The organism is Vibrio rubrogenes (genome assembly GCF_059641415.1).
On sequence record NZ_JCARSY010000009.1, the window covers coordinates 50117 to 65164 of the forward strand.

18 protein-coding genes and 1 pseudogene are annotated in these 15048 nt (G+C 46.0%); 10 read left to right on the forward strand and 9 right to left on the reverse strand.

Annotation, left to right across the window (positions count from 1 at the left end):
- Window positions 1-199 precede the first annotated feature (199 nt).
- The 9 genes from AC55NX_RS08695 (at window position 200) to AC55NX_RS08735 (ending at window position 5338) form a co-directional block, all read left to right on the forward strand.
- Window positions 200-421: a VF530 family protein gene (locus AC55NX_RS08695; protein ID WP_059120449.1), complete on the forward strand. Its 222-nt coding sequence runs from the start codon at window positions 200-202 to the stop codon at window positions 419-421.
- Between the two features lie 29 nt (window positions 422-450).
- On the forward strand, window positions 451-1077 hold the full coding sequence (locus AC55NX_RS08700) for a LysE family translocator (RefSeq protein WP_496995365.1): 627 nt from the start codon (window positions 451-453) through the stop codon (window positions 1075-1077).
- Between the two features lie 57 nt (window positions 1078-1134).
- On the forward strand, window positions 1135-1614 hold the full coding sequence (locus tag AC55NX_RS08705) for a GNAT family N-acetyltransferase (protein WP_496995366.1): 480 nt from the start codon (window positions 1135-1137) through the stop codon (window positions 1612-1614).
- Window positions 1615-1773: 159 nt separating this feature from the next.
- Window positions 1774-2481: an NADPH-dependent F420 reductase gene (locus tag AC55NX_RS08710; RefSeq protein WP_496995367.1), complete on the forward strand. Its 708-nt coding sequence runs from the start codon at window positions 1774-1776 to the stop codon at window positions 2479-2481.
- A gap of 9 nt (window positions 2482-2490) precedes the next feature.
- A complete protein-coding gene (locus tag AC55NX_RS08715; RefSeq protein WP_496995368.1) occupies window positions 2491-3237 on the forward strand; it encodes a metallophosphoesterase family protein in 747 nt (248 codons plus the stop codon).
- 87 nt (window positions 3238-3324) lie between these two features.
- On the forward strand, window positions 3325-3462 hold the full coding sequence (locus AC55NX_RS08720; RefSeq protein ID WP_496995369.1) for a hypothetical protein: 138 nt from the start codon (window positions 3325-3327) through the stop codon (window positions 3460-3462).
- Window positions 3463-3511: 49 nt separating this feature from the next.
- Complete coding sequence (gene catB, locus AC55NX_RS08725) at window positions 3512-4144, forward strand: type B chloramphenicol O-acetyltransferase (protein ID WP_496995370.1); 633 nt, start codon at window positions 3512-3514, stop codon at window positions 4142-4144.
- A gap of 179 nt (window positions 4145-4323) precedes the next feature.
- Window positions 4324-4626 (forward strand): putative quinol monooxygenase, encoded by a 303-nt coding sequence (locus AC55NX_RS08730; protein WP_496995371.1) that lies wholly within the window; start codon window positions 4324-4326, stop codon window positions 4624-4626.
- Between the two features lie 100 nt (window positions 4627-4726).
- Window positions 4727-5338 (forward strand): glutathione S-transferase family protein, encoded by a 612-nt coding sequence (locus AC55NX_RS08735; RefSeq protein WP_496995372.1) that lies wholly within the window; start codon window positions 4727-4729, stop codon window positions 5336-5338.
- A 176-nt stretch (window positions 5339-5514) separates the two neighbouring features.
- Here AC55NX_RS08735 and AC55NX_RS08740 read toward each other — a convergent pair whose 3' ends face one another.
- Together AC55NX_RS08740 and AC55NX_RS08745 are read right to left on the reverse strand one after the other, a co-directional pair.
- Complete coding sequence (locus AC55NX_RS08740) at window positions 5515-7461, reverse strand: HAMP domain-containing methyl-accepting chemotaxis protein (RefSeq protein ID WP_496995373.1); 1947 nt, start codon at window positions 7459-7461, stop codon at window positions 5515-5517.
- A gap of 264 nt (window positions 7462-7725) precedes the next feature.
- Window positions 7726-8049 carry a DUF1820 family protein gene (locus AC55NX_RS08745; protein ID WP_496995374.1) on the reverse strand — a complete coding sequence of 108 codons (324 nt, stop codon included), beginning with the start codon at window positions 8047-8049 and terminating at the stop codon, window positions 7726-7728.
- Window positions 8050-8334: 285 nt separating this feature from the next.
- Here AC55NX_RS08745 and AC55NX_RS08750 point away from each other — a divergent pair, with 285 nt between their 5' ends.
- Window positions 8335-9129: a transporter substrate-binding domain-containing protein gene (locus AC55NX_RS08750; RefSeq protein WP_496995455.1), complete on the forward strand. Its 795-nt coding sequence runs from the start codon at window positions 8335-8337 to the stop codon at window positions 9127-9129.
- A gap of 129 nt (window positions 9130-9258) precedes the next feature.
- Here AC55NX_RS08750 and AC55NX_RS08755 read toward each other — a convergent pair whose 3' ends face one another.
- The 7 genes and pseudogenes from AC55NX_RS08755 to nagB all read right to left on the reverse strand — a co-directional run bounded on the left by AC55NX_RS08755 (window position 9259) and on the right by nagB (window position 14967).
- Window positions 9259-9798 (reverse strand): methylated-DNA--[protein]-cysteine S-methyltransferase, encoded by a 540-nt coding sequence (locus AC55NX_RS08755; RefSeq protein ID WP_496995456.1) that lies wholly within the window; start codon window positions 9796-9798, stop codon window positions 9259-9261.
- Window positions 9790-10368, reverse strand: a pseudogene (locus AC55NX_RS08760) (bifunctional transcriptional activator/DNA repair enzyme AdaA); the annotation flags it as partial. The gene AC55NX_RS08755 and the pseudogene AC55NX_RS08760, both read right to left, overlap by 9 nt.
- Before the next feature lie 76 nt (window positions 10369-10444).
- Complete coding sequence (locus AC55NX_RS08765; protein WP_496995375.1) at window positions 10445-11029, reverse strand: alpha-ketoglutarate-dependent dioxygenase AlkB family protein; 585 nt, start codon at window positions 11027-11029, stop codon at window positions 10445-10447.
- Window positions 11004-11624, reverse strand: a complete 621-nt coding sequence (locus AC55NX_RS08770) for an esterase/lipase family protein (protein WP_496995457.1) — start codon at window positions 11622-11624, stop codon at window positions 11004-11006. Before AC55NX_RS08770 ends, AC55NX_RS08765 begins: the two co-directional genes overlap by 26 nt.
- A 150-nt stretch (window positions 11625-11774) precedes the next feature.
- Window positions 11775-12986 carry an ROK family protein gene (locus AC55NX_RS08775; protein WP_496995376.1) on the reverse strand — a complete coding sequence of 404 codons (1212 nt, stop codon included), beginning with the start codon at window positions 12984-12986 and terminating at the stop codon, window positions 11775-11777.
- Window positions 12987-13002: 16 nt separating this feature from the next.
- Complete coding sequence (nagA, locus tag AC55NX_RS08780) at window positions 13003-14154, reverse strand: N-acetylglucosamine-6-phosphate deacetylase (RefSeq protein WP_496995377.1); 1152 nt, start codon at window positions 14152-14154, stop codon at window positions 13003-13005.
- Window positions 14155-14967 (reverse strand): glucosamine-6-phosphate deaminase, encoded by an 813-nt coding sequence (gene nagB, locus AC55NX_RS08785; protein WP_496995378.1) that lies wholly within the window; start codon window positions 14965-14967, stop codon window positions 14155-14157.
- Between the last annotated feature and the right edge of the window lie 81 nt (window positions 14968-15048).

Sequence of the window (15048 nt, forward strand, 5' to 3'; positions counted from 1 at the left end):
AGATGCGCAGCAGGGCAGCAATTGACGGCTGCCCTAAACCGACTGTTCAGCGAACCGGTTTGATCGGAATTGTGTGGATATACTCGATATTTTTTCACTGCAGATGAGAAAAAACATACAATTGGAATGAAAAACAGTAAATTAACAGCAGTTCAATCAACTCGGTGCTTCAATCAATGCACCTCAGGAACAATCCAACATGAGCCAAGAACAACCCAAGAACCCGCTGCACGGTCTGACTTTAGAAAAGATCCTGGTGCGCTTACAAGAGCACTATGGCTGGGAAGGATTAGATGCAGCCATTCAAATTAACTGTTTCTACAACAACCCATCCATTAAGTCGTCATTGAAGTTTCTGCGCAGAACGCCATGGGCAAGAGAGAAGGTCGAAGCTCTGTATATTGAAACTTTCTGCAAATAAGTAAATATCTGATAAGGAGTATTCAATTCATGGAATTACACACGATTTTACTGTTCGCAATCGCATGTTTATCAATCAATTTAATTCCTGGACCAGACGTGATTTATATCGTGTCCAACACGATGAAAGGCAAAATGGTCGGGGGAGTGAAAGCTGCGCTAGGGTTAGGTGTCGGTTATTTCGTCCACACCTTGGCTGCGGTACTCGGTTTATCTGCCATTATCATGAGCTCTGCACTGGCATTCAGTGTCGTTAAGTGGCTGGGGGCAATCTATCTGCTGTATTTGGGATTCAGTTCTCTCAAGTCGATGTGGCAGGGCAGTTCAAAGTTAACTTCAGCAGCACATGCTCAGTCACAAGGGAGTGTCTTTCAACAAGGGATCATTGTCAGTGTCCTGAATCCGAAAGTGGCGCTGTTCTTCCTGTCTTTTCTGCCGCAGTTTATTGATACCTCAGCAAGCTCAGTCAATATGCAATTATTTATCTTGGGATTGTGTTTTAGCGGATTGGCGACCCTGTGTAATATGATTTATGCGTTTGTCGGAAGTTGGTTATTAAAAAGTGCCAAAGCCAATCGTTATTCACGCATTATCGAAGGTTTCTCCGGGGTTTTGCTTATTGGCTTGGCCGGAAAAATCGTTTTCAGTAAACAGTAGGGTGCTTATCATACAGATCAGACATTCAGTCTTAAATCACTGTATCAGGAAAAAATAATGAGCATTAAGATTAGACAAGCAATGATGAGCGATGCCAAGGCCATCAGTGAGTTGATCGTCCCTTTGACCAGAAAGTATGTTTGCCCCACTTTCGAGGTCTCGACTCATGAGTTCTTGCTGGGGTCTATGGCGCAGGAAAAGATTGAAACCTATTTATCGGCCAATTATTTCTATGTGGTTGCCGTTAACTGCAATGACGACGTGATTGGTGTTGCCGGCATCCGGGATTATTCACATCTCTATCATCTCTTTGTCGATGATAATTATCAGGGGCAGGGGCTTTCACGTCAGCTATGGGACGTGGTGAAGCAAGCATCTCTCAACCACGGTAATCACGGTTATTTTACGGTAAATTCTGCGGTGAACGCAGAACATGTCTATTTGCGTTTTGGTTTCAAGCGTATCGATGGTGTCAGAAACAGGAATGGGATGGTCGATATCCCGATGGCACTAGAACTGGTTGATGAACCCGTATAGAGTGATATACCGGAACAGTATTCAGTCACAACCTTTCTTTATGGCGAGAGTGGCGAGTATCAGACTTAACATCATGCATTGACGCATAAAACAAGTCAGTGGTTCCCTCGGAGCCATAGTTGTAAACGTTATTTTATTTGGAGTGGGGAATTGAGTGTCATGAAAATCGGCATTGTTGGCACAGGAAATATGGGAAAGGTTATCGGTCTAACGCTTGCACGACAAGGCCATTCGGTATTTTTTGGAGCGAGAGATCTTCGCAAAGTCGCTGGGTTTGCTGCGGATTATGGGGTGAATGTTCAATGCGGCTCGAACCAAGCAGCGGCAGATTATGGTGACGTGATTTATTACAATCCGAGAGATGTTGCGCCAAATGAAGTGTTAACCGACATCAATGCACTTTCAGGAAAACCCGTGATCTGTTCACACAATGGTACCGTCCCGCAAGACTTTCAATTTGAAGTGATTACTTGTTCAAAGGCTGAAATTTTACAGCGTCAGATTCCATCTGCACATGTTGTGACTGCGTTCAATACGATTACTCAAGAAACATTTGAACTTGCGGAGCAGGGACTGGATGCGCTGAATGTCTGCTGTTTTGTGGCATCGGATGCGCCTGAAGCAAAAAACAGGGTGTCACAGTTAATCGGGCAGATAGGATTTACCCCGGTAGATTGTGGTGATTTAAGGCAGTCACGATTGATAGAAAGTGCCGCAGATTTGATTCGAATGCTGATGTATAAAGCACAAACACCGTGGAAGGCATTTTCATTGATTGATCTCCCGGAAGTACAACAAGCATTCAGTGGCCGGATTCAGTCGGCTTTACATGACCATAAACTGGATCATCAGTCGCAATCAATATAAGAGAATCACGTGATAAAATTTGCCGTATTATCTGATATTCATAGCAATGTCTTTGCCCTTGATGCCGTGGTCAATCATGCCAAATCGCAAGGGGCGACCCGGTTTATCAATCTTGGCGATATCTTGTATGGACCGATTGCACCGAGAGAAACTTATGAATATTTGTCAGCGCTGGATGCTGTAACAATCTCGGGTAATCAGGATCGACAGATCTATCAAGCCACCCCGGAAGAAATCGAATCGAATCCCACTATGGCGTTCATCCTCGATGAGTTGGGACAAGGCCCGTTAGACTGGATGCGGCAGTTACCGTTTGATTTACAGATCACCGATGATATCTATGCGTGTCACGGGACGCCAACCAACGATCTGGTTTATTTATTAGAAAATGTTGAGTCAGGGAAACCTGAGGTACGGGCGGATCAGGAAATTATAGAATTATTGGCGGGTATTTCCTCGCCAATCATTCTTTGTGGCCACACTCATATCCCAAGATGTGTTGAACTATCGACCGGTCAGATCGTCATTAATCCCGGCAGCGTCGGATTGCAAGCGTATCGTGACGAAGAACCGATGATTCATACCATGCAAAACTATTCGTCTCACGCATCGTATGTCACGTTGTCCCAATATGTTGGCGGTGAATGGAATATTGCGTTTCATCGGGTCGGTTACAATGTATTGCCAGCCATTGATGCGGCTCACAAGCAGGGTCGTACCGATTGGGTCAAATTTTTACGCACCGGACGATGCTGATGACCAGACAGTGCAATTGAACTCGTATTGTGATGATCTCTCGGCTACCATATATGGGTCATCGCATATCTTGCCAAAGCATTGTTGTTGTTCGCGTTATATCCGATCAATGCCGATAGTCTCGTCACGTTTAATCTGGTGTCCGGCTGGCCGATGCAGATCGGTTCAATTGTGTTTTCTGTGCCTTATGTTCGCTGCCAATTCGACAAGTATGCTCATGCGTAACAGTTGGGCAGACATTGAGGCACTATTTTCTGGTTGAATTGAGTCTTCAATGAAAAATTATTTTGCAAGTCCCTTTAAGGGCAAACCGCTCACAGAGCAGGTGACCAATCCCAATATCAAGGTGGGACGTTATAGTTACTATTCAGGCTATTATCACGGGCATTCATTCGATGATTGTGCCCGTTATCTGTTGCCTGATCGCGATGATGTTGATCAGTTGATTATTGGCAGTTTCTGTTCTATCGGAACCGGTGCTGCATTTATGATGGCTGGTAATCAAGGACACCGATATGACTGGGCAACTGCATTTCCTTTCTTTTATATGAGCGAAGAGCCTGCGTTTTCAGGTGCTGTGGATGCCTATCAAAGTGCGGGGGATACGGTGATCGGCAGTGATGTCTGGATTGGGTCTGAGGCCATGATTATGCCCGGTATCAAGGTCGGTCATGGTGCAGTGATCGGCAGCCGGGCTTTAGTTACAAAGGATGTAGAGCCCTATACGATTGTAGGCGGCAATCCGGCCAAACCAATCAGGAAACGGTTTTCGGAACAGGAAATTGCCATGTTGCTGGAAATGGCGTGGTGGGATTGGCCATTGGCGCAAATTAAAGAAGCGATGCCGTTTTTGTGTTCATCTGATATTACAAATCTTTACCATCACTGGCAAAGTTCAAACCTCTAACCTACGGTTATTGCCGCGTCTTGATGTCTGAGCTTGTGGCGCGGTCTTTTGCCAATTGACAATATTATTAATATAAAAAGAAGTCGTTATACAAGCTCGGTTGTGACTTCCTCGAGCATTGAGGGTTTACCATTCATCAACGGATACACTGATTTGTGTAAAAACGCAGGAGAAATACAATGATTGTTGCGATTGTAAAAGCGAAGATAAAACCCGGTATGCATGAGAAATTGCGAGAAATCGCGAATATACTGCAGTATCAATATTCGGTAGATGAGTCGGGATGTGAGCAGTATGAGTCTTACATTGATGGCGACGTATTTTTAACCATTGAGCGTTGGACGGATCAATCTTACCTCAATAAACATCTTGAAACAGAACATATGAAAACGTATGTACCTAAGCTCAAAGAATGTGTTGAGGGCGGTGAGCTTTCAGTTCAGTTGATTGAAACAAAAGACTTCAATGTTGTGACTATTTAATGCCAATGAACTGAAAGGCAATTAAGGCCGAACCAAGCAAAAGCAGCGCTCACTGAAGCTTTGGCTGTTGTTGTCGGCTTTTTCAGGAGGGAATAGGAATATGGATGTTTTGCTGTATAGCGCGAAGGGCTCCAATAGCTCAGAAAGAGTACAGTGGGCGCTTAACTTTAAGCGTATCCCTTACCAAGTGATTGAGGTCAGCTCGCAAGAGTTGACCTCAACTTATCTCGCAATTAATCCGTTTGGCTATGTTCCGTCACTCGCGGTAGATGGTTTCGTGTTTTCTGAGTCAATGGCGATTGCAGAGTATCTCGAAGAACGATTTACTCACCCCCCTTTACTTGGTGAAAATCTTAATGAAAAGACCCATATCCGTCGTGTCTGTGAATATGTTAATGGCAGTATTCATTCACCGCAAAACAGAACAGTGCTTAAATTTTTGCGCCCGGAACTTGATGAGGCTTCGAAACGTCAACTTCGTGGCGAGTGGATTATGCATTGTCTCGCGAAGCTAAGTTCATCTATCTGTCACGAGTCTGGGTATGCAATTGGTCATGGATTTAGTCTTGCGGATATATTTGTTGCTTCAATATATAAAAAAGCGCTGCAACATGGTTGTCGTGGCAATGCATTCTACAATGAACATCTGATGTTTATTCGCAACAATGAAAAGGTTGCGGCTTCAGAACCACCGGCATACAAACCCAATTGACGGTCATCCTATTCGATGTCGCGTATTACTGACTTACGGTTGTGAAGTGATGATGCGTACAGTGATGGGGCCGTGCGTTTGATATTGCTGTTTGGTACGTTTGATATTAAAGAGGGGAGGCCATGGATGGCTTCCCCTCTTGCTGTTGAGATGTATCTGTTGAGGCGCGTTCGGTATTAAATTTTAAAGCGTGCAACTAAGTGATTCAGTTGCTCTGCCAGTCGGGCGATTTCACCACTGGATTGGCGGGCTTCATCGGATGCAACGGCATTTTCCTCAGCGATTTGACGCACATTGACGATATTTTCGTTAATGCTTTCCGCTACGGTGCTTTGTTGCTCAGAAGCACTGGCAATTTGCATGTTCATATCATTGATGACACCGATAGCATGGATAATGGCCTGTAACGTTTCATTGGTTTCATCAGCTTGTGCAACACATGCAGTTGCTTGTTTTTTTCCTTGATTCATCGCATCGACGGTGCTTTGCGTGCCTTGTTGGAGTTGTTCAATGATATTCTGAATCTCTTGAGTGGAATCCTGTGTTCTGGATGCCAGTGAGCGAACTTCATCAGCCACAACGGCAAATCCGCGGCCTTGCTCTCCGGCCCGGGCAGCTTCGATTGCAGCATTCAGGGCGAGCAGGTTGGTCTGCTCAGCAATTCCCCGAATCACATCCAGAATTGTACTGATGTTGTGAACTTCCTGTTCTACTTCGCTGAGTTTTTCCGAAGATTGTGTGACGCTGTCTGAGAGTGAATGGATGGCAGTGATGGTTCGTGCCACAACATTCGCTCCGGATTCAGCTTCCTGATTGGCCTTATCGGCCGCACTGGCTGCCTGAGATGCACTGTTCGCAACGTCATGAACGGTCACCGTCATCTCATTCATCGCGGTTGCAACCATTTCTGTTTCTGACTCTTGGCGGATAATACTTTGACTGCTTTGCTCGGTGACAGCTGCCAGTTCAGTGGAGGCTGATGCAAGCTCGGTACTGGCTCCGGAGATCGTGGTTATCATCTGTTTCAGATTCATCGCTGTGTTTTGCACTGCGGCAAGCAGCAACCCGGTTTCATCTTTACTGGTTTTTCCGACATCAACCGTTAGATCGCCTTCTGCCAGCCGATTGGCAGCACTGACGGCTTTATGAACCGGTTTGGTAATCGCAATAGTCAGCACATAGGAGGCTGCGATCCCCAACAAAATTGCCAGCACAGATAACAACATGGTGATTTCAATACTTCTGTTAGTACTGTCTTTTAACTGCGGTCCGAGTGTGTCCTGCTCTTGCATCACCAACTGGGTGACTTTCTCGACATCTGTCGCAATCTGAGGGCCGAGTCTATCCAGTGTTTCTACAATAATCGTATTGGCCTGTGTGATCCGGTTGTGGATGTCATGCATATCTTTGAGATAATCTTGATGTGCGTTCAGGAAAGTGGTTAACAGGTTTTGCTGCGGTGTTCCTTGCAGATCCTGCTTCAGTGCCGATAGTTCATCCTGTAGCTCTTGATCCATATTGGTAATCGCGATAGTGAAATCTTCATCACGACTGCTCTGCAGATATTTAACCACAAACAGACGTCCAACGAGCATACCGCGCTGCGCCTGACCGGCATGGTAGGTGAGTTTTGTATTACCTTCTTGATAGGCTGTGTTGATAATTTGAGCAATAGCCTTGCGCATATCTTCGCCATAGGTGCCTAATTGTGTTTCAAGAGCATTGCGTTGTCTGACTAATTCAACAGCTTGCTTAAAGGCATTATCGTAGGTGTCAATTGAGCGATTGACTTGATCAATCAAGTCTTTTCTTTCCGGAGACTGAACAGATTGTTTTGCCTCGTCTAAGAATTCCCGCATCTTGGCAAGATAATTTTGATAGGTTGTGATGTCTTCAGTGTCTCTGGTGATCAGAAAATCTTTCACATTCATGCGAACCATCAGCATGTTCGTTTGTAATCGGCTTGAAATATTTGTCTCTCGGGCCAAATCTCTATACTTGTTGATCCCGTCACTGACCGATTGTAATGCGAAGATACTCGCCCCTAAAACAATCGATAATAAAATCAGTACGACAGCAAACCCTGCGCCAATTTTGAAGCCTAGCCTTAAATCTCTAAACATATTCTCACCTATTCATCTGTTTTGATAATTCTTTTTGACGTTATTTTTTGGCAATCAAATACGTGCCAGAGAAGCGACAAAATACACAACACATGATATCAGACCAATATACAAATTATAGACTATTGATAACACGTCAGAGTAGTTGAGCGAGCTGGATTGAAAATATCTGGAAGATAATACTGATGGTTTGATCAGCAACAGGTTAATTGGGTGCCGCAGCGGCAATGTATGATGTGGTCGTGCTGCTGCACCCAATCGATATTACTTTTTCGGAGTATAAATAGGGTTGGGAAAGTGGGTCACTTTATCTCCCAGATCAACGATTTTGGCGGTGCCTTGCCGGGCAACCTGATCAATTCTTAGAACGCTATGCATGGGGAGGTAAGTTCGTTCTACGCCCGTAAATTCATCTTTCAGTTTTTCATGACTCGGATCGATCACGATAGAGGTATGGGTATCCCAGACAAAATCACCAATTTCAATAAAACCAAATAGGTTACTGGTGATCAGTTCCCGGACAAAAATTTCGTACTGTTTTCCCGCTTGTAAGAATGTGACTTTAAATAATGGGTTCTGTTGATTCATACAAATTGAAATGAGTCGGTTAAATATACTTGATTATACCGATTCTCAATTGAAGTTGACAATTCTGCCGATTGATTTGAAACGAAGGGGCGATATTTGGGCATAAGATATAATGAGAATGGATTGAAATTATGACGTTTTTCCCTGATGATGCGGTGCTCATTATATCCATGACCTGATTTCAGGAATGATATGATGTTGATTATCTATTTAAAAATAATATTACTTAAAGCACAACAAGTTACGGAATTATTCATCATGACAATTCATCTAGTGAAAAAAGGAATGCGTCGGTTGTTGACCGGTTTGGTCATCGGCACTGCTGCCTTCTCTGCGACGACGACACTTGCGACAGCATCCACCATTGAGGGTATTTTAAAGTCAGGTGAGCTTAAATTTTGTTTTGAAGCTGGATATGTGCCGTTTGAGATGACCAGTAAAGATGGTCGCTTCATTGGTTTTGATATCGATATTGCGAAACATATGGCGCATTCGATCGATGTAAAATTTGTGCCGGTCAATACGGCATGGGACGGCATTATCCCGGCGTTACAGACCGGAAAGTGTGATTTCATCGGGGGAATGACGGTGACACCGAAACGCAATCTGAAGGTGTCGTTTGCCGATGCTTATATGCAGATTGGTCAGACGGTTTTGCTGTCACCGAAACTAGCCGGAAAGATTCATAGTTATCGTGATTTGAATGATCCCAAGTATACGGTGACGACTCAAATGGGGACGACAGGTGCCGAAGCAGCGAAGAAATATCTGTCCAAAGCAAAAGTGGATCTCTACGATACTTCTGCCGATGCGGTGTTGCAGGTTGCCAATGGCCGGGCCGATGCTTTTGTTTACGATCTGCCCTATAACGCGATGTACGCTGCGCAGCATTCACAGCAGGTGGTTCATCTTGATGAAGCATTCACTTTCGAACCCCTCGGCTGGGCTGTACGTCAGGGCGATGCGGAATTTGTCAACTTCCTGAATAATTATTTAAAACAGATTCGTGGTGATGGCACTTATGATCGGATTTACACCAAATGGTTTAAATCCGATAAATGGATAAAAAGCGTTCAGTAATCTATCCGGAGCTGTCAACGGAGTCCTCTCAAAAAAACACCGACTGCTTCGGTGTTTTTTTATGGGCGGATATTTTGAGACCGGCGGCAGTTGCAGGTGTAACCCTTCCTGCAACTGGGGTATATCCAATCAACAGTTAGATTTTTCATGTTCCAGTAGCCAGCGTTTACGTTCCAGCCCCCCGGCATAACCGACCAACTTTCCATTTTTGCCGATGACGCGATGACACGGGATAATGATTGCGATGCGGTTATGGCCGTTGGCGGAAGCAACTGCCCGGACTGCGGTGGGTTTATTGATGGCTTCCGCTTGTTGCTGGTAAGATGCCGTTGAGCCATATTCGATTTGCTGTAACGCCTGCCATACCTGTTTTTGGAAGGGTGTTCCCGGTGAGTGAATGCTTACGTCAAATTGTTTGCGTGTCCCGGTGAAATACTCGGCAATCTCTTGTTTGGCTTGGCGAATATGGTCATTTTCTCCATTGATAATGGTTGCTTTCAGCAAACGTTGTAAATCTCGGAATTCCGTTTCCAGCATGCGCCGTTCGACAAACTCCAGCAAACAGACGCCTTCATCGGTTGCACAGACGAACATGGGGCCTAATGGTGTGGTAAAGCGGCTGATCAGAATGACCTGACTGTCGGTACTTTGGTTTGGTGATTTTCCCATAACTTTCTTAAACGTATATCCGAATCCACTCAGTGATTCATATCCCATGTCGTAGGCTGTGTCCATGAGTTTCTTTCCTTCTTTGAGTTCGACCAGCGCGTTGTTGATACGATACATCCGCTGGAAAGTATGAAAAGTAATGCCATAGTTTTTCTTAAACCAGCGGCGGACCATCTCCGGTTGTATCTGGTGCTGTCTCAACTGACTGTCTGATATTTTTTCTTTCGGGTGCTGACGGACCAGCTCGATAGCCAGTGCAACAGGTGAGGGAGCTTCACAGGCATTTTCAGTCGGTTTACAAATCTTACAGGGGCGAAAGCCTGCATCAAGCGCTGCTTTGAATGTCGGGTAAAAATCAACATTCTCTTGTTTCGGTTTGCGGGCCCGACAAGTGGCAATACAAAAAATGGATGTGGTTTTGACACCTGCATAGAAGATCCCTACGTAATGCGGATTTTTGTCCACCAAAGCTTGATAATAACGGTTTATCTGTTGTGGGTCAGTGATTGGCTGTCCGTGTGTTTGCATCAGGCGCGATCTTCTGTGGTCTTTGATGAAGAAACCATACATGGAAAAAAAACAGTGTGACAACCAATAAATGGACAACTATTTTTTCGCGTTCCGGGAGCGCGATGGTATGACTTGCTTATAAGATCTGGCGAAACGTCAGTGTTAGCCGTGACTCATGAATCTTTTTGCTTTTGTTTATCCCATGTCGCCAGTAATGCTGAATCGGGCCTTCCATGATCAGCAATGAACCATCCGTGGGGGCAATGGCAAAGCGGTCCACACCATTCCGGTGTCGGAACTGCAGAGATCTGGCGACGCCAAAAGTGAGCATCGCGACGACCGGGTTTTCTCCTAATTCGGGTTCATTATCAGCGTGCATCCCCATATTGTGTTGTCCGTGTTGATACCAGTTACCCAGCACGGAGTTAAATGCATATCCTGAAGCATTTTCAACAATGGTCTTGAGTTGCTTCAATAACGGTGGCCATGGGGTTGGCGCCAAGCGCACTTGAGAATAAGTATAGGCTTTATCACCATACCAACACTGCAGTCTGGGGGTGTGATAATGGCGGCCAAACAAATAGACATCACCCTGATACCAGTTCAGTGAGGTCTTCAAGGTGTGTGTCAGTGCATCCGTCTCGCTAAGCAGCGGACTCACATAGCGTAATCTGCCATTCGGCAGATCGATGATTTCAGGATTCTTGTTGGAAACGATCATAGCGGATGAATCCATCGATTTGTGAGGCAAGTGTTTGTGCATACAGCATCGTGGTATGCGCATAGCGAATTTCAAGATGATCGGTCATCCCGGGGATTTTGGTCTCTTCAACGGTGACTGTGCCGTCCGATGCGGAGTCATTACCCAATAGCATCGGGCGAAGCCCAAAAGCAACGGTGCCGGCGATGCTGCCGAGTTTTTGAGGAAAGCGCCATTCATCTTCGTGCTGCTGTAATCCATAATTGGGTGAATTACCGAGGATCATGCCGAATCCCATTGCCTGAATTTTGCTAATAATCGACGCTCCCTGAAGTGGTGAACCAATCGTCACCACATGAGAAATTTGAGTCGTGGGCGGCTTGCGGGAGGCGAGATAGTTTTTGATCATCAACCCTCCGAGGCTGTGACCGACCAGAATATTGGTGTGGGTCTGATCGAGCGCCGCATCAATTTCGCCAAATAACTTTTCATCATCGATGGCGATGGTATTGTAGCTGAGAACTTCCGTAGTATAACCGAGCTGGTTTAATCGCTGACGCAGAGGTTGTAGCGCGATGCCATGCATATACAAACCGTGGAGGAGAATGATTTTCATAGACTCTTTCATGTCAGATTTCCTAAAGACTGAACTGCATCGTATGGAGAAACTGGATCATGTGCAATATTGCTGATCATGATGTGATTATCATATCCAGTCATTCTAAATTGGCTCAGTTTTGTTACATTCAATCGTGAGTATAATGTGTTACTCGTCTGCCATGATCTGTTGGAGCAGGTTACTTTCGTGCAGTGCCCGCTTAATTAAGGCATAACCACCGATGGTGTCCTGTTGTTGAAAACGAGCTTGTTCAAGGCGTAAATCTCCGGCAAAACTGGGGAGCGTTTGACGCTGAATTTGTTCCAGTAGCAAAGGAAACAAAACCGGGGCTGTCTGAATCATTTCTCCGGCAAACAGAATTTTTTCCGGATTGAATACATTCACCAGCATCCCCAGCACACGGCCGAGATATTGGGCGGCTTGCCCGATAATATGTGTTGCCACCGGGTCACCCTGAATCGCGGCATGGCAGAGCTGTTCAATCGTGAGATTGTCCGGGGATAGTACACTCTGATGACCTCGTTGCAGCAGCTCTTCCGTTTGCTTCAACAGCGCTTGATTGGAAACAACCGTCTCAAGACAACCAAAGCTACCGCAGTGGCAGCGTTGGCCGAATGGATCGATCTGAATATGTCCGATCTCGCCAATCGGGCGGTGTTTACCCAAGAGTAATTGACCATCGGTGATAATCCCGGCACCGACCCCGTGATGAACACTAATCAGGATGAAGTCATCACACTGTTTGGCTTCTCCCAGATAGTATTCAGAGAGTGCTCTGGCCCGAATGTCATTGCCGATATAGATAGGCAGTCCCAGATCTTCCAGGGCTGAAGATAACTTGAGACCGGCAATTTTATGATTGGGAGAGTAATGGATCATTCCGGATGTGGGATCGACCAGCCCAGCCATGGTAATGGCAATCGCAATCAACTTATGTGTCGCATACCGAGCGCGGATTTGACAGATTTCATCGCGGAGTGTGTCAACAATGCCTTGTGTATCGTGAGATTCAATCGGTGTTTGTTGAACATGATGGATCTGTCCGGATAAATCCATCAGGCTGGCTTGGATCATATCCCGTCCCAATCGGCAGGAGACAAAGTAGAAATCCCGTTGGTTGGTGGTCAGCGAGATTGCCGGTCGTCCTCCGGTTGATGCTTGTTGTTCAACCTCAGTAATGAGGTTATGAGCCAGTAGTTGACGCGTGATATTGGTGACACTGGCAGGTGCGAGTGCACTTTGTTGAGCAATCCGGACGCGGGAGATTGGCCCGTTTTGGTCGATTAACTGATAAACCAGCGCTGCATTGACCTGTTTGAGTTGCTCATGATTCGTCACTTGTCTGCTACGTTTGACCATTTACTGCATGTCCTTGTTAGTGCGTATCTTTTGTCCATTCACCGTTGACCAGCGTGTTAATCACCTGATAAGCCGGATCGAGAATGGTCAGATTGGCAATCATACCGGGACGGATCGCACCGAGCAGGTGATCCATTTTGATAGCTCGGGCCGGGTAGAGTGTTGCCATCCGAAAGGCTTCTTCCTGTGAGATATCGGCCTGTTCCACCAGTAGACGAATCCCTTCATTCATGGTGAGTGCGGAGCCGCCCAGTGTTCCATCCTGATCGACGCACTTGCCGTCACGAATAAATACCGGCGTGCCACAGAAATCAAACTCAGTCATCTCCGGCGGTGGCATTGCGGCGGCGGTCGCGTCTGTGACCAGACACAGCCGATCACCCATGACTTTCTTCGCGGTCCGGACGTTAGCCCAATGGACATGGTAACCATCAGCAATAATCCCGGCATAAACGTCATTACGGTCAAAGACTGCCCCGACAACACCGGGAGAACGGCCATTCTCCATTGAGGTCATTGCATTATACAGATGTGTTGCAAAGCTCGCGCCCTGTTCAAAGGCGTGGTTGGCTTGCTCATAGGTTGCTGCTGTATGACCGATACTGACAACGATACCGGCTTTATGCAATTGTCTCAGATGTTCGCTGTGGTTCATCTCGGGTGCAAGAGTGACTTTTTTCAGCCACGGTGCCTGTTCCGACAACCAGTTGATCATGTCATTGTCTGGCTGACGTAACTGCTGGAGCGGATGAATACCTTTACGGACCGGATTGGTATAAGGGCCTTCAAGGTGCATCCCCAATACCTGATGTTGATATTGGGTCATGTACTGGCGTGTTGTCTCTACCGCTTGGCGAATCACGTTGTCACTGTCACTGATCAATGTCGGCAGAAAACTGGTGGTACCGGTTTGCAGGTTGGTGAGATGCATGTGTTCCAGCGTTGCCACGGTCGGAGCGCTATTGAACATCACGCCACCGCAGCCGTTCAGCTGTAAGTCGATAAAGCCGGGAGATAAAATATGGCCATGCAGATCGAACCGGGGGATATCTTCAGACAGTTCTGACATCGGGACTAAAGCGTGAATTTTTCCTTTGTTGATGACAACCGCAGTATCCAGTAATCTTTCATCGCCTGTCAGAATCTCACCGTGACATAGTGCGAACATTTACTCTGTTCCTCCAAATTTATCAATCTCAGCCGCTTCAAGTTGCTGAAAATAGCGTAATGTTTTGACTTTCAGTTCCATGGACGCAGGTTCATCACAGATCAGAATACTCCGGGGATGCATCTGCAAAGCAGAGATGGTCCACAAATGATTGACTGCGCCTTCAACACCAGCCTGTACTGCCAATGCTTTGTTCGGCCCCGTGGCAAGAATCAAGACTTCTTTGGCATCCAGTAATGTGCCGACACCGACGGTGAGCGCCATTTTCGGAACTTGATTGACATCGTTGTCGAAGAAACGGGCGTTATCAATCATGGTTTCTTGGGTCAGAGTCTTGATACGGGTTCTCGATGCTAAAGACGAGGCTGGTTCATTAAAGGCGATATGGCCGTCGCTGCCGACACCGCCAAAGAAAAGATGAATACCGCCGAACTGTTTTATCGTTGCTTCATAGGCCTGACATTCTGCCTCTAAATCAGGTGCCATGCCATTTAAAATGTGAATATTCTTCTTCTGGATATCAACATGGTTAAAAAAGTTTTCAAACATAAAGTGGTGATAACTTTGAGGATGTTCCGGCGAAAGTCCGACATATTCATCCATATTGAAAGTCACCACATGTTCGAAACTGACAGCGCCAGCCTGATATAGCTGAATCAGAGACTGATACGTTGTGAGTGGGGTACTGCCGGTGGGTAAGCCTAACACAAAAGGACGCTCAGCCGTCGGTTGAAAAGCTTTGATTTTTTCAACGATGTAGTGAGCGGTCCAGTTGCCGACTTGTTGCTTATTTTGTAAAGGTAATAAACGCATTTTCTCTCTCCATGCATCATACTGACACTCTGATTCGTCGCGGTGATTGCGTGTTCAATTGGCTCATCGCATCTGTATTGA

Excerpts from the sequence above, each read along its gene's own strand:
- AC55NX_RS08730 (WP_496995371.1), top strand. The coding sequence starts at position 4,324 with ATGATTGTTGCGATTGTAAAAGCGAAGATAAAACCCGGTATGCATGAG.
- AC55NX_RS08750 (WP_496995455.1), top strand. The coding sequence starts at position 8,335 with ATGCGTCGGTTGTTGACCGGTTTGGTCATCGGCACTGCTGCCTTCTCT.
- AC55NX_RS08695 (WP_059120449.1), top strand. The coding sequence starts at position 200 with ATGAGCCAAGAACAACCCAAGAACCCGCTGCACGGTCTGACTTTAGAA.
- nagA (WP_496995377.1), bottom strand. The coding sequence starts at position 14,154 with ATGTTCGCACTATGTCACGGTGAGATTCTGACAGGCGATGAAAGATTA.
- AC55NX_RS08775 (WP_496995376.1), bottom strand. The coding sequence starts at position 12,986 with ATGGTCAAACGTAGCAGACAAGTGACGAATCATGAGCAACTCAAACAG.
- AC55NX_RS08770 (WP_496995457.1), bottom strand. The coding sequence starts at position 11,624 with ATGAAAATCATTCTCCTCCACGGTTTGTATATGCATGGCATCGCGCTA.
- AC55NX_RS08735 (WP_496995372.1), top strand. The coding sequence starts at position 4,727 with ATGGATGTTTTGCTGTATAGCGCGAAGGGCTCCAATAGCTCAGAAAGA.
- AC55NX_RS08765 (WP_496995375.1), bottom strand. The coding sequence starts at position 11,029 with ATGATCGTTTCCAACAAGAATCCTGAAATCATCGATCTGCCGAATGGC.
- nagB (WP_496995378.1), bottom strand. The coding sequence starts at position 14,967 with ATGCGTTTATTACCTTTACAAAATAAGCAACAAGTCGGCAACTGGACC.
- AC55NX_RS08755 (WP_496995456.1), bottom strand. The coding sequence starts at position 9,798 with ATGGGAAAATCACCAAACCAAAGTACCGACAGTCAGGTCATTCTGATC.
- AC55NX_RS08745 (WP_496995374.1), bottom strand. The coding sequence starts at position 8,049 with ATGAATCAACAGAACCCATTATTTAAAGTCACATTCTTACAAGCGGGA.
- AC55NX_RS08700 (WP_496995365.1), top strand. The coding sequence starts at position 451 with ATGGAATTACACACGATTTTACTGTTCGCAATCGCATGTTTATCAATC.
- AC55NX_RS08740 (WP_496995373.1), bottom strand. The coding sequence starts at position 7,461 with ATGTTTAGAGATTTAAGGCTAGGCTTCAAAATTGGCGCAGGGTTTGCT.
- catB (WP_496995370.1), top strand. The coding sequence starts at position 3,512 with ATGAAAAATTATTTTGCAAGTCCCTTTAAGGGCAAACCGCTCACAGAG.
- AC55NX_RS08710 (WP_496995367.1), top strand. The coding sequence starts at position 1,774 with ATGAAAATCGGCATTGTTGGCACAGGAAATATGGGAAAGGTTATCGGT.
- AC55NX_RS08705 (WP_496995366.1), top strand. The coding sequence starts at position 1,135 with ATGAGCATTAAGATTAGACAAGCAATGATGAGCGATGCCAAGGCCATC.